21 protein-coding genes are annotated in these 12716 nt (G+C 55.7%); 2 read left to right on the forward strand and 19 right to left on the reverse strand.

Translation table 11 applies throughout. The features are described 5' to 3' along the window. Window positions 1-54 precede the first annotated feature (54 nt). A complete protein-coding gene (locus AC07W7_RS03510) occupies window positions 55-264 on the forward strand; it encodes a hypothetical protein (RefSeq protein ID WP_495038696.1) in 210 nt (69 codons plus the stop codon). Here AC07W7_RS03510 and AC07W7_RS03515 read toward each other — a convergent pair. The 19 genes from AC07W7_RS03515 to AC07W7_RS03605 all read right to left on the reverse strand — a co-directional run bounded on the left by AC07W7_RS03515 (window position 242) and on the right by AC07W7_RS03605 (window position 12384). Continuing rightward, window positions 242-457, reverse strand: a complete 216-nt coding sequence (locus AC07W7_RS03515) for a hypothetical protein (RefSeq protein WP_495038697.1) — start codon at window positions 455-457, stop codon at window positions 242-244. The two genes, AC07W7_RS03510 and AC07W7_RS03515, sit on opposite strands and share 23 nt — an antisense overlap. A 65-nt stretch (window positions 458-522) precedes the next feature. Further along, window positions 523-1062 carry a hypothetical protein gene (locus AC07W7_RS03520; RefSeq protein ID WP_495038698.1) on the reverse strand — a complete coding sequence of 180 codons (540 nt, stop codon included), beginning with the start codon at window positions 1060-1062 and terminating at the stop codon, window positions 523-525. A 229-nt stretch (window positions 1063-1291) separates the two neighbouring features. Then, window positions 1292-1777, reverse strand: a complete 486-nt coding sequence (locus AC07W7_RS03525) for a hypothetical protein (RefSeq protein ID WP_495038699.1) — start codon at window positions 1775-1777, stop codon at window positions 1292-1294. Window positions 1778-1846: 69 nt separating this feature from the next. Continuing rightward, entirely contained in the window at window positions 1847-2317 is a 471-nt protein-coding gene (locus AC07W7_RS03530) for a hypothetical protein (RefSeq protein ID WP_495038700.1), read from the reverse strand. Continuing rightward, entirely contained in the window at window positions 2314-2556 is a 243-nt protein-coding gene (locus AC07W7_RS03535; protein WP_495038701.1) for a hypothetical protein, read from the reverse strand. The genes AC07W7_RS03530 and AC07W7_RS03535 overlap by 4 nt, the downstream gene beginning before the upstream one ends. After that, window positions 2553-3170, reverse strand: coding sequence for a lambda exonuclease family protein (locus AC07W7_RS03540; protein ID WP_495038702.1), 618 nt, complete (start codon window positions 3168-3170; stop codon window positions 2553-2555). The genes AC07W7_RS03535 and AC07W7_RS03540 overlap by 4 nt, the downstream gene beginning before the upstream one ends. Beyond that, on the reverse strand, window positions 3154-3936 hold the full coding sequence (locus AC07W7_RS03545; RefSeq protein ID WP_495038703.1) for an ERF family protein: 783 nt from the start codon (window positions 3934-3936) through the stop codon (window positions 3154-3156). The genes AC07W7_RS03540 and AC07W7_RS03545 overlap by 17 nt, the downstream gene beginning before the upstream one ends. Before the next feature lie 10 nt (window positions 3937-3946). Then, window positions 3947-5104 (reverse strand): hypothetical protein, encoded by a 1158-nt coding sequence (locus AC07W7_RS03550; RefSeq protein WP_495038704.1) that lies wholly within the window; start codon window positions 5102-5104, stop codon window positions 3947-3949. A gap of 407 nt (window positions 5105-5511) precedes the next feature. Further along, complete coding sequence (locus AC07W7_RS03555) at window positions 5512-5721, reverse strand: hypothetical protein (RefSeq protein WP_495038705.1); 210 nt, start codon at window positions 5719-5721, stop codon at window positions 5512-5514. Beyond that, on the reverse strand, window positions 5718-5909 hold the full coding sequence (locus tag AC07W7_RS03560) for a hypothetical protein (protein ID WP_495038706.1): 192 nt from the start codon (window positions 5907-5909) through the stop codon (window positions 5718-5720). The genes AC07W7_RS03555 and AC07W7_RS03560 overlap by 4 nt, the downstream gene beginning before the upstream one ends. Beyond that, window positions 5906-6343 (reverse strand): hypothetical protein, encoded by a 438-nt coding sequence (locus tag AC07W7_RS03565; RefSeq protein WP_495038707.1) that lies wholly within the window; start codon window positions 6341-6343, stop codon window positions 5906-5908. The genes AC07W7_RS03560 and AC07W7_RS03565 overlap by 4 nt, the downstream gene beginning before the upstream one ends. Window positions 6344-6919: 576 nt before the next feature. Then, entirely contained in the window at window positions 6920-7216 is a 297-nt protein-coding gene (locus AC07W7_RS03570) for a hypothetical protein (RefSeq protein WP_495038708.1), read from the reverse strand. Between the two features lie 63 nt (window positions 7217-7279). After that, window positions 7280-7468, reverse strand: a complete 189-nt coding sequence (locus AC07W7_RS03575) for a hypothetical protein (RefSeq protein WP_495038709.1) — start codon at window positions 7466-7468, stop codon at window positions 7280-7282. 427 nt (window positions 7469-7895) lie between these two features. Then, window positions 7896-8147 (reverse strand): DUF1654 domain-containing protein, encoded by a 252-nt coding sequence (locus AC07W7_RS03580; protein WP_495038710.1) that lies wholly within the window; start codon window positions 8145-8147, stop codon window positions 7896-7898. A gap of 860 nt (window positions 8148-9007) precedes the next feature. After that, window positions 9008-9439: a hypothetical protein gene (locus tag AC07W7_RS03585; RefSeq protein WP_495038711.1), complete on the reverse strand. Its 432-nt coding sequence runs from the start codon at window positions 9437-9439 to the stop codon at window positions 9008-9010. Between the two features lie 269 nt (window positions 9440-9708). Continuing rightward, window positions 9709-10212: a DUF4411 family protein gene (locus AC07W7_RS03590; RefSeq protein WP_495038712.1), complete on the reverse strand. Its 504-nt coding sequence runs from the start codon at window positions 10210-10212 to the stop codon at window positions 9709-9711. Beyond that, a complete protein-coding gene (locus AC07W7_RS03595) occupies window positions 10209-11342 on the reverse strand; it encodes an ImmA/IrrE family metallo-endopeptidase (RefSeq protein ID WP_495038713.1) in 1134 nt (377 codons plus the stop codon). The genes AC07W7_RS03590 and AC07W7_RS03595 overlap by 4 nt, the downstream gene beginning before the upstream one ends. Window positions 11343-11471: 129 nt before the next feature. Beyond that, window positions 11472-11708, reverse strand: a complete 237-nt coding sequence (locus AC07W7_RS03600) for a hypothetical protein (RefSeq protein WP_495038714.1) — start codon at window positions 11706-11708, stop codon at window positions 11472-11474. A 16-nt stretch (window positions 11709-11724) separates the two neighbouring features. Next, window positions 11725-12384, reverse strand: coding sequence for a LexA family protein (locus AC07W7_RS03605; protein WP_495038715.1), 660 nt, complete (start codon window positions 12382-12384; stop codon window positions 11725-11727). Between the two features lie 109 nt (window positions 12385-12493). Here AC07W7_RS03605 and AC07W7_RS03610 point away from each other — a divergent pair, with 109 nt between their 5' ends. After that, window positions 12494-12673 (forward strand): Cro/CI family transcriptional regulator, encoded by a 180-nt coding sequence (locus AC07W7_RS03610; RefSeq protein ID WP_024075251.1) that lies wholly within the window; start codon window positions 12494-12496, stop codon window positions 12671-12673. Window positions 12674-12716 lie beyond the last annotated feature (43 nt).

Consider the following 12716-nt stretch of genomic DNA (forward strand, 5'->3'; position numbering starts at 1 on the left):
GTTTGGGTTGGGGTATTACGGGTGACCGGCATGGAGCCGGATCAAGGAGAGAGAATGTCGATGCTGCCTATGTTTACTACTGAATATCGTGGTTACGAATTCACGATCGACTTCACGCAACATGGAGGCGGGATTACTACACGACTCAAAGTCGGAGATTCGCCTTGGCGCAATGACAGTGATCATTCATGGCCGACTTATGAGGAAGCCAAATCAGCCAAGACCGCTGAAGCAAGGAAAGTCATTGATGGCTGGGTGAAATAATCTCGTCGCCCGGATCTTTCTGAATTACGAGCAGGCTTTTGTTTCTGAATTCCCGCGCCACGTTTTGCGATATCTCGATTTCGTGGCACGGCGGATTCAGCAGCGGCTGGCACTTCGATGCGCCCATGGCGTGCAGGTGATGAATCATCAGCGTCATCGCCTCGCCCTGCTCAGTAATGCCTGACCACTCCATCAGATCGACCAGGGTCTAGCGTATTCCAAGTCTGACACTGCATCGATGATGCAAAGTGTCACTGCTTATTCTTCCTTAAAACAGTAGGTGGGAGGCTGATTTAGGGGAGTGATTATGAAGGAAGGGAAATCGGTGATTTTTACCGTCTTGTATAGCCTGAGATCGCTTCCAGTAGGAGGGAGAGTACTGCGCATTTTGTTCGCTACAATGGACTCACTGGCTGGATTTGCAGGGCTGAATGAGACAGTTAGGCTATCTGGGTCAATATCAATTAACTCACCGTCATCTTCCATGGTTGCTCGCGACTGGTAATTCACGGTCATTGTGGTGGTTGCTGATCCCTGCGGGACAAACGTTACGCTCACATCAGTACGGGTCAGGTTCCCCGTTCTTTCTTTGATGTGCGCGCGAGTTTTCAGGAGCGTTGGCAATAAATTTTTCCCATTTCCTTCAAGCTGCGTCTCACAGCGAACAACACTACCGGGCGGGTACGCGGCATTGAGCTTGAGCATTTCTTCCCGCGTTATCGCTTCGACATTCATCGAGCACAACACCGCAATACCGATACCCGTAGGTAGTAGAAATGTTTTGTAGAGGTGCTTCATATCCCTATCCTTCGATATTGATGTTCTGGTGCTTAAATCCAGAAAAAGGAAATACGCGACCGTGCCTTTCTGATTCAGAGCGAGCAGCGTCGGCGATGTAGTTTACCCGGACAGCAACTCTACAGTTCAATAGAGGGCTCAGATTTCGGTTTGCACATTGCCTTTTCCCCTCTCTGCAATGATCATTTCCAGGGAAAGGTCGTCCTCAGGATGCCGCGAGGAGGGTGGTTTATTCGTCGCCGTCGTCGCCGGCGTTCATCTGCAGCGATTCGGCAAAACCTGCCTGCCGTAATTTGCGCGCCACGTTTTCTGTTATCTCGTAACCGTGGCGCTTAATTTTGAAGAGGGCTGCGGATTTCTTGGGGCCCAGAGAGTGGGAATGCGCGATCAGTCTCCAGATGGTAGACCGGTCCTTCGTCTCGCCCAGTTCGGCGGTTAGCGCCCCCAACCGGTCACGCATTCCCTGGCGGAAGTAGTGGCGGATGATGGCGGATGGCCCTTTGACTCTCGGCGGCGCCAGCGGCAGATCCTCGGCCCGGCCATTCAGCACCAGCAGTTGCACCGCCTCGCTGACTTCCTCGACCTTATGCCAGAGCATCAACTCGTCGAGCATCTGCCGGGTGCCGTGCGGTACCGTGTGCCGCAACTCCTGCTCGCCAAGTTCCTGCCGCTTCTCGGCAAGCCTGGCTGTGCGCTCCTTCTGTTCGGCTGCCATGGCCTACCTCTTCTATTCCGCTGGCCGGCAGTGCGAGCCAGGTTTGACGTTTGCGTTGCTGGGTGCGGGCTATGCGGCGCATGAATCGACCTTCACCTGGCGCCAGGCGCCGACCGAAGCCAGCAAGGATGACAGTTGCGCCTCGGTTACCGTCTTTTCGCCAGGCACGGCCAGCCAGCCCATGCCTACTCGGTGATTCTGATTGCAGTCGGCCTTCACCTCTTCATAGAAGTGCTCAAGGACATCCGAAAGCCTTTCCACCAGGTGCACGCCGTCTGGTCTGATATTTATCGATTTCATGTACTGGGCTCCATCTTGGCGAACACAGATGCTGGCGATGTATATCGTCCAGCGGTGTGCAACATCGCAGAGCGCGTCGGAAACCGTTCTCGAAAGAATCTGCTTTCCGTTCTTCCAGTTGATCATCACCTGAAGGCCGCTTGGATCGATGTTGATGACGGCAGCATGGTTAGTGTTGATCAGGGCCCGCATGCTGCGTTCGATCTGAACGCGCCGATTGCACGGCTTGCGCTTGCTCATAAAGCCTCCGCGAGTTTGCGCAGCGCGTTACGCTCGGCCCGGGTGATTGGCGGCTTGCGGCGCTTGAGGATGGTTTCGGGGTCGATCTTGGTTGAGCGCTTCGGCGGTGGCGGGTTGATCGCTGGGCTTTCGCCTTGGTAGATCGTTCCGCCGGCTGCCAGAAACTGCGCGGTCCGTTCCGATATTGAATCGGCATTCTGGCGCTGTTGCTCGACCAGGCTGAGGTGGTTGCTGATCATGCTGCGATCCCTAAGACCCGATTCATCCGGTCATCCAAGATTTCGTAGAAGGTGCTGACCCGCTCCGAGAGCTTGCGGATTATGGCTTCGTCCCGGTAGGCGCGCTTGATGAACAGCGGCATACCAGGCCAGTAGCAAACAAAGTCGATCCATTCGCGCTCTGACAGCCACAGGCCGCCCTGGCATTGGGCAACGTGTTCCTTGGGGATATCGCCGGACAGGATCACTTCGACTTGGAATTTAGGGAGCTTGGTTTTGATCTCTGTCAGGCCATTGGGGCCCACCAGTGAGTCAGGCGAGTAGCCGGCACCGTGGTTGAGGATGATCGCCACCTGCTTGGTTTCGACTTCCTCACGCTGCTCGTACAGCTTTCGGGCCACACCTTCCAGCTCATGCCCGCGCTCGGTGTGCCGGTTACCCTGGAACGGATCAGCAGCCTCGCCGGTGATGCGCTCGCCGATGAGCGTGTTCATGTAGGTGAACGCTCCGGTACCGAAACCTGATTCCCCCTTGCCGTTGACAAGCAGGCACTCCAGTTCGGAGCAAGTGACGATGCCCAGGCGCAGGGCCAGCCATTCCGGCGAACCCTGTTCTACCTCAGTGATTATTTGCATCAGTATTCTCCTGAGAGGCGGCATGCTGTGCTGCCGACTTGGTGAGCATGCCCAGCACCTGGTCAAACACTGCTTTCTCCACGGATGCTGGGGCGCCATGGATCTTCTTGAATGCCTCCTTGGCCTTGTCGCTGCACTTTTCCAGCAGCGTCGCCAGTTGTGTGGCCTGGGCCGAGGTAACGCGAGGCGTGATCTGCGCCGCCGGTCCGTTGCCGTCATCATCCTCGCCAGTGGTGGTGATGTTCAGCAGCAGTCCGGCGGTGTAGCGCTTGCCGTAGCTGACACTAGACGCCACGGCCTGCACGCCGTTTTTGCTGCCAGTGGCATCTACAGGCAGGACTATTGAGGTCACTTCACGGTGCCCGGCGCGGTGACTGAGAACGCCCTCAACCTCGATGCCTCGCTCGTTGCGCGGCGTGCGAAAGGTAATGGCGAACCCGTGTTTCGCCATTACCGGTTTGATCATCTCGTTTACGTCCTCCCAGAGCGCATAGGTGCTCTGGATGCGTCCGTTTTTATCCTTGATCCCGCCTCGCTCGCCGATTACGGGCATTTCTTCCTGCATCTGTGCCAACGCTTCGTCGTACAGCTGCTTTGCACTATGCGCCTGCATGCGCTCATGCATTTCCATCAGGCGCTCAAGCTTGTTGATGTCACAGGAAGGATCGGAAGCTGCACGGCTGATGATAGCCATGATGCAGGTGTCCATTGCGGCGGGGGCGGCTACTTGGCGGCGCTGCTCCGGCATGATGATGTCGGTGGACATGCTGAAGACCTCAGAATTGAATGGATACGTTCGGAACTTCGCTGCGGGCGATCTTCAGGACGATGGCCTTGGCCAGCTCTTCGCTTATGTTCATGCCGATCAAGGCCTGCTTGGCTTCGCCCAGGATTTTCGACTTGTGCGCTACGTCAGCCTGACGCTCCTGCTGCTGGCGCAGGATTTCGTCTGCTGCCGCATCGGTGCGGGCCTTCTCGTCCAGGCGGGCCTGTTCAACGGCTTCCTCTTGACGGCGAATAGCCGCAAGCCGGTCTTGCTCGGCGCGCTGTTCAGCAGCAACACGGCTTGCTTCTGCCTGTGCCGCTGCTGTGCGTGCTTGTTCGGCCTGCAGTTCCAGTTGCAGGCGTTGTCGCTCAGCTGCGGCTTCCGCATCGCGGGCGGCCTGCTCGGTTGCCCGTTGCGCTGCTGCGGCCTGGTCAAGCAGTTCCTGTTCTCGGCGGGCTGCCGCATCACGTTCGGCCTGGGCCTGCTGCTCTGCCTGGAGTCTGGCCTGCTTAGCCGCTACCCGAGCAATCTCTGCATCGCGGTCGCGCCGGGCCTGCGCTTCTGCCTCGGCCCGTAGACGGACCAGTTCGGCCTGCTCGGCTTCGTACTGGGTGCGCTCGGCCAGCAGGTTGCGCAGCTTTGCCAGTGTCTCGTCCTTCACCTGGGCGGCCTCTGGCAAGAACTCTTCCCAGGCATCGTTGATCTCTACGGCTTCAAGGTTGGCAATGAGTTGGGCGACATGGGCGGCAGCCGGGGTTGTCTCGAAAACGGTCATATCCTTGATGGACTGAATACCGTCAACGTGCTTGTCTTTGCGGGCCTGCTCAGCCTCTTCCCACTCCGTCAGAGGCTGGCGGGTAGCGTCGCGAAGGTTATCCATCTTGGTGACGAACTCGCGCAGCTCAGCCTCGACTACCTTTGGCATTTCCTTGAGGCGCTTCAGGTAGTCGCGGCCGGGTGTTTCGACTGCCTTTTTGGATTTGCTAACCGTCGCGGCCAGAGAAGCAATGCGCTCGCGGCCCTTGCGGGTGGTCAGATCGGGCACCTCGGCGGTGACTTCAGCCTTCACCGCGTCGAAGAACTGGCCTAGGCCGCCGGCAACGTAAATGGCCGGAGCGTTGTCGGCGCTGATGTCGTCGATGGTGATGACCTGCTGTTGTGCGGACATGGGGAATCCTTGCCGCGATGCTCGCAGCGATTGAAGGTGGTGGTTATTGAGTGATTCGATCAGTGAGGGCGCAGAGCAACATCAGGAAGGTGCAGAGGGTGAGGACAGGGAAGAAGCCGCACCAGATGAGCATGTGCCTCGTGCGCTGGTGGCTGGTCATGGGATGCAGCGGTCGCTGCGGCCGCAGTAGCTGTAATCTGGGTGAAACTCGCGGGCATCGCAGTCGAACATGTAATCGTCTCCGCACGATCGGCATTCAGCTCTCCAGACCCCATCGATCCGCTGTAAGCCTTCTGGCTCGCGGCCCTGCGCAGCCTCATTACGGTAGTTGCGCTCTATCCGGCTGTGGCGCTTGGTCTCGGCAGCACGTATGCGGCCTGTGTCCGTAGCGTCGAATCTGCGAAACTTCACGGCGCCACCTTCACGGCGTATGCCACTGTCCACTCACCGCACAGGCAGGCCCGGCCGCTCCATGCGTGGACATTTGGAATGCCAGCATCGTGAGCCAGCGACAGGGCGCCCAGCCACTTGGTATGGGTGAAGGCCAGGATCATGCGGTCGGCGGGCAGTTCTTCGATTTGCTCATCAACCAGCGATTTCACGATTGGGGTTGTCATGCAGTCTCCTTGCGCTGTCGGCTGATCTTCAGCAGCCAGGCGCTGTAGTGATGGAACTCTTCGGCGCTGATAGCGCCGGTAGTGAAGTGGCGGACAATTAGGCCCTCAGCCAATGACTCGGCAAGGTCCGTCGTGTCTGGATGATCAAGGGCGAGTAGGGCGACGGTGATTGCTACGTGCGGGCTCATAGGTCTGCGTCCGCGTCGCTTTCTGTCTCTTCCCGCTCTGCTGCTACCGCGTCTTCGGCATAGGGCCTCAACAGCGCTACGGCAATACTCTCAACCGCCTCAAGCGGCCGTTGCTGGCCCAGCAGGTCGGCGGCATGGGTCCGGGCATCGCCCTGGCTGCCGAGCATTGCTGACAGCAGCAGTCGAGCAAACGAATCGCGTTGGTCCAGACCGTCGATCTGGCGCTGGTTCAGGTGGCCCTGCAGGACAGTGCAGAATCGGTCGAACGTCACCACCTGCGGTTGGCCGAAGCGGCGCTTCCATTTGATGTCCATCCCGCACACCAACTGCTCGGCCGAGTGCTCAAGCCACTCCGTCACCTCGTCGCTCTCGCTTACTTCTGGAGGCAACTGAGCGTCGTAACGCTCCTGACATATCTTCAATGCTGCGTTCATGGTCGCCTCCAAGGTGGCGGGTTGTTCACCTGTATTCGTCAGCACTCATGCCTCCCGCTGGTTGCCGATGGGCGCGGGTGGAGTGCTGACGCAATAGAGGTTAGGAAGGGTGCCGGTTACGCTGTCCGGCTCCTACGCTCTGTGTGGCCGAAGCCATGTCGAACAGGACGTTGGTGATGCAGATGGGTGGTTATAGGCCGCGATTTCGTCCGCATCCCAAAGCCAACTCAACGAATTGGCAGAGGTGATGACCCTTAGCGCAGCGCACGGACCAGGATGGCGATCAGCCAAACATTTACGACAAGGTAGAAAACCCAGAGAGGAAACGTGACGTACCACCAGGACCAGTCTATGTGTCCAAATAGCTTAAGGACGGTCAGCACAAGTGTTATCACAACTACTGCCACCAGAGTTGCGCGGGGTTTTACTATCATCCGTTTCATTCCTTTGTCCGGGAGATCTTACTGGCCGGCATTGTATGCAAGACTGGTCAGTCAGATCTTCGGATTATGAAATTGCGGTGCAGTGCTTGAGATAAACGAATCTGTTAACGACAGGCTGTCGTGGCGCTGGTTGTCACTCCTGCGAGTTGATCCACTCGTAAATGGACTCTTTGCCAATTGCGTTGAGCAGATCGATAGGGTCGATGTCGCTGCTCTTGATCCAATCCGCCAATTCCTTTTCGTCGAGCTGGTTGAGCGTCTTGTTGATCCCCATAGCAGTGATCACCTCATGCTCATCCAAGCCTTTGATGCGATCTTCAACATCGAGCGAGTCGAGCAACTCTTCCGGCTCGACCTCGGTCACGACCCTGATCTTGTTCTGCGCCCAAACCTCTGCCGAAACACTGTCGGCAAGAAATACGACTTCCATTGTGTTTCTCCGGTTGTTTTCCCAATGCCCACCGCTCTGGATGGGCATCAGTGAAAAGGTCCGTCAGCCTTCGCAGCCCATCTGGTAGTTGCTTGCATGCTCGGCGCTGCAAAACGACAACTCTCGAGTGCGAAGCACCTGCCGATTGCTGTATGGGTCGCGAGTGCGGTCGTGAATGTTGCGGCGCACCACCTTTTCGGCTGGCTTGCCGCAGTACGTGCACTTCGTTTGTGTTGCTGCTGCATCGGTCATCGTGTTGCCCTCCGTTGATTTCCAATGCCGCCTCATAGAAGCGGCATCAGTAAATCTGTGGCGCGCCGTGACCCGCTACTGGCGTCGGTCACCGGCTTGAATCGAATGTCACTCCAGCCGCGGGCCTTTCGGCTTGTTCTCCCGCTGGATAACTGTTCTTGGCGCTTTACGCTGCACGCCTGGGTCAGTTGCCAACCCTCTGAACCGTTGAGGCCGGTTCATCGCTGCCTTTGAATCTGGGCCGGTGGTGATCCGGCAAAGGGTGTCGCTAAAGAGCGGTGCAGGTTTAGCTGCTGGCCGGTGTTCTTTGTTGCGGCTTGAGTTGAATTTAAGCAAGCTGAAATTAATGTGTCAAGCATGCTGAATTAAATAATTCAGATTGCTGAAATTCGCAGGCGATAAAAAGCCCGCTCACTGGCGGGCTCACTCAAGAATCGCAGTACTCACGCCAGCCGATCCTGACGGCGCCGCCATCCAGATGCTCGATCCTGATACCGGCGGTGTCGCCGATGTCTTGGATGACCTGGTGCCAGGCTTCAGGGCTCTCATCTTCGCGCCTGGATACCTCTACCAACTGAATCCTCTGCACTCGAGGCGAGGCGATAAGCCCTTGGAGGCGACGGCCGACAAGCTCGTAGGAATTCCGTGGTTTGGATGTAGGGTAGGGGGTCTGGATCATGCTTCGCTCCTTGCGAATACTGTATGTGTACACAGTATTGATGCTGACGTATCTTGGCAAGGTTGCGGCAAGAAGTTTCATGCATAAATGCATATTTCGATTGGTGGGGCTTTTTTGCAATCATGAAAAAGCCCGCGCTTGGCGGGCTTGAGCTTGATCGGGAGAGCTATGCGTCAGGTGCTATAATATGGATATCGCCGAGAAGGTCGCTTACTGAGCGGATGTTATCGCGCGCACCTAGCGCCTCGGCCTCCGAGGCAAATGGTCCGACAGCGACGAATTTCGCCGATCCTTTCGTGGTCGGGAGCCCCAGGCGCTTCACTGACCGGGTTGCCTCCGCGTGTGCCCATGGCTCGCATTCCACCCGTACAGTCCATCCTGATATCAAGGGTACTTGCGCGGACAGTGCTGGGAGTACGTCACCACCGCAATGCTTGCACTTGATGGCTGCTCTTTTGATGGTCTCTGCACAGAGCGGGCAGGGGCGTGTATCTGTCTCGGCCGCGGCTTGCGGCGAAGTGGATTTACCGCCGAGAAGCACCATAAGCAAGCCGGCGAGGGCAATCATGCCGCCAACGATCGTATGGATCTGTCGGTCGGCCATAAGGCCCATATTGTTCACTCGGCCGCCGCCACCTGTCGCGACAGACACGTCCATGCTCAGTGAAAAGATCAGCCAGCACACGCCTACGATCAGCGCGAACGTCCCAAAACCTTTCATTGGATCCCTCCCGTAATTGATCCCGCACTTTACCATCCATGGCGTACAGCCACCATTGGAGTGCTACGGATTCAGATCGGAGAGAGCAGATACAAGAAGCCCGGCGTTGGGCCGGGCTTAGATGAGATAACGTCAGAAACTAACGATGCTTGTTCTTGTGTTTATGCTTGTTGTTGCCTTTGTGCTTCTTGCCATCAGAACGATAATTTTTCTCATCGTCCGCCAGGTTGTTTCCTAGCGCGCCACCCGCGGCACCGCCGAGACCTGCACCGATAGTCGAGCCAGTTGTGCCGCCGAGGCGATTACCAATTAGTGAGCCGCCAGCAGAGCCGAGACCGCCACCTAATGCAGCTTCGGCTCTGTTGCCTTTTTGAGCACCAACAGCACTACCGGCAGCACCACCTACGCCTGCGCCTACCGCTGCGCCTGTCGAGCCCCCGAGCTGCTGGCCTACGATGTTGCCTAGCGCACCACCAACGCCGCCTCCAAGAGCGGCTGTGCCATCTCCGGCTGCCATCGCTCCTTGCGAAATTAGGACACCCAAAGCTAGGGCGGGTAGTGTTATTTTCATTTTGTGAACCTCTATGGGTTGTCAGCAGGCGCTCACGGTTTAAAGCACGCCTAACATTATGACTAGAGTAAAAGTTTGAAGTTCTCTGCGGGCGCACCCTGCTGGTAAATGGTTGTAACAAGATGTGCTGTGATGGATTTGGCTGCGGAGGGTGGGCTTAAGCGGGTTCGCCAGGAATTGTTATGACCAGAGGAGCCCGAGTGTGAAAGGGCAGAAACAAGAAGCCCGGCGCTGGGCCGGGCTTGGGATGCTTGCTTTCATTAGCGTTGCTAAATCAGCGGCCTTTCTATAACAAGCTTGGCCTGTAGCGCGTCCAATAAGTCGAATGATGTGATATAGCCAACATTAAAATCCTTGCAGATATTTGGGATTTTAATTTTTTTGCTATTGTCTGGGGCTAAAACTTCATGAGTGACAATGGTCTTACCGGTAGTGGCCGCCTTTGCGATTAGCCAAGGGTCTGCCCCACCTAAGAACCGAATTTTTTCGGGATCGGTAGGGAGCTTCATTCCCATTACGTGCTCAGCAATTCGCCCGAAAAACTCTTGAGTATCTTTATCGTCAATTGCGTCGAACTGCACCTGACGTTTTTTTACCCAATCGGATAGCTCATCCCCATAGTCGGATAACTCCTTATAGACCATGGTTATGCTCGATAGTTGACCTAGCTGAAAAGCCGTATCGAGCCAATCCCAAAAGCCGGGACAAAAATTCATTCGATAATGAGCATTTTTAGCTTGTATGTAAGAGTTGGCATCTAGCAGGTAGCTCAAAATCCAAGTTCCTTCTTAGAATATTCAGAAATCTTGTGTGGCTTTATTCCCATCAGCCTAGAGGCGTCCCTTAAAAGCATGCGACCACTCAATGCCTCACTTGCCACGGCTTTGGCCAACGTCTTGCTAATACGCCCAGTCTGTAGGCGCGAGTAGGGTGGGGCGCCATCTTTATTTCTGGCTCTGTACACTGCTATTTTGCCGGCAATGAACTCGCGGTATTCGGCCTGGCTGATGAACCCTAGCGTAAGTGCACGCCTAGCCACCACCCACTCACTTACATGGAAGGTCTGAGCAATGAAAGGGACATTATCTTTCCAATTCTCTAGATTTTTCCAGGCGGCACGAAATTCACGCTCTGGCGCTAACAATTCAGCAGCAACAGCATTACAAAATATTTCTTCTTTATTGTGCGTTTGTGGCTCTCCATCAGATACGCCGGATTTCCCAGTCCATATATGCGAAAGCTCGTGAATTAGGGTAAATAGTCGAGCTTCAGGGCAGTCGGCAGTATTGATGAATATTACAGGAGCCAAAGTGTCGCTCATTGCAAATCCGCGAAACTCATCGACCGAAAGCGGTCTACTGGTATTGTTATTTACAATACTATTTCGCATCACGAGAATTCCAACGTTTTCTATGCTTTGAACCAGCTTAGAGAAGTAGTCATCGAAAGTTCCTCGTCTTGGAATTTCAGGTATACCCAACTTTTCCCGCATGCTAGCTACAACTGCCGGAATTCCATCCTTAATACTAAAGAGGCCTACTACTTCGTTTTTCTCATACCCCTGAGAAGTCAACCAGCTACGGTACCAATCTTGTCGCTCCATCGCCCAACGGATTGTGTCTCTGAGTGCGAGGCTATAGCTAGGCTCTCGTCCGTTTATAGTTCTAAGATCGGGCAGAGGAAGATCTTCAATAGGCGGCTTTTCTAGATACAAATAGCCAAAAGGGATGTGGGTATGATGCGCATAATTCATTGCCTGGTTAAAAGAAGGGCGTTTCGCACCGTCTTCCCAAGCGAGCACATTTCCCTCAGCCGTCCCGATACTTTTTGCAAGTGTGCCCGCACTGATCCGCGCCCTAGAGCGGGCCCATCTCAGTATTTCCGGATTGATTAGCGCTTCCATGTGCGAAACCTTTCATTAGACATTACATAAACACCTAGCATGCGGGCTGACTCTACTCGACAAAGACGGTGCCTAAAAGCTATTAGTCACCGATGAGGCTGCCCGCTCGTCTCAGAAATCGTACGTTTGCTAAGGCTTGGTTCGCTCAATCCTTCCCGCCTTCACCTCATCCGCATACCCGGTCAGCCGATCCTCGACACCCTGAAAGCTCAGCGCAATCCTCATCAGATCGTTGGCGCCTTGCTCATCTCCTGCCGCCAGAAGGCGCTTGGCGAAGACAAACAAATCAACGCCCGACCATTTGAGCAGGGCCGCAGCCTCTTTCAGGTCGCGGCGCAGCTGCTGGTTGGGCTTGGTGAGGGACATGGAGCCTCCAAGTGCATCAGTAAAATTTCTGCAGCGCCTGCACAACCACGCCCACGATCCGGCAGTTCTCGTCGACGGCCTCGATGGGGTAGCTCGGGTTCAGCGGCTTCAGGAACAGCCGGCCGCCGTCACTTACCAGCTTCTTGAATGTGGCTTCATTGCTGTCAGGGAGCTTGGCCACGACCAGCTTACCTGGTGCAACCTCTGCCTCAGTGTCCACCAGGATCAGCGTACCTTCAGTGATGCTCTGGCCGGCGGGCGCCGTCATCGAGTCACCTTTAACTGTCAGCCAGAACGCCGGGCCTTTTGAGTCGTACTCTGAAAACTCGTAGGCGTCCGAGAATCCGGCCGGGTAGGGCTCTACGGCCTCGGACCAAGTGCCTGCAGCCACCCAGCTAATCACTGGGTAACGAAACTTCTGCTCCTGCGTGTCTGCATCAGCCAGGTTTCCTGGCTCGCCGTGCTTACGTTCCGGCCCTCGGCCGACTCCAAGCCATTCGGCTTCAAACCCGGTGGCATCCGCCAAGGCGTAAAGATTCTCTGGCCGGAGGCTTTTGCTCTCCCCAGTAATCCATTGAGTGACGGCGGAGTTTGCAACACCGCATAGCGCTGCAATTTCACCCTTCTTTTTCCCGCTGAGCTGTATGGCTCGGGCAATACGTTCGTGTCTTTCCATGGACTCAATATTAAGTTAACTGAATTTAAGCATGCAGTAGGCAGAAAACGCCGTTGACTCGATAACTTAAGCATGCTGAAATTACGTCAGAGTCGAACGAGGATGCGAAATGAATACGCATGAAGTCGCCGAATTCTTCGGCAGCAAGACAAAGCTGGCGCTAGCACTGGGCATCCGCCCAAGCGCAGTGACCATGTGGGGGGAAACCATTCCCGAGTCCCGGCAGTACCAGATTCAGGTTCTCTCCAAGGGCAGATTCAAGGCAGCAAAGAAGGCTCAGGCCGCCTGACATCCATGTCCGCCGATCCATTGAGCAAATGATCGCTTCTGCA

This window comes from Pseudomonas sp. GW821-FHT01D09 (assembly GCF_059422465.1).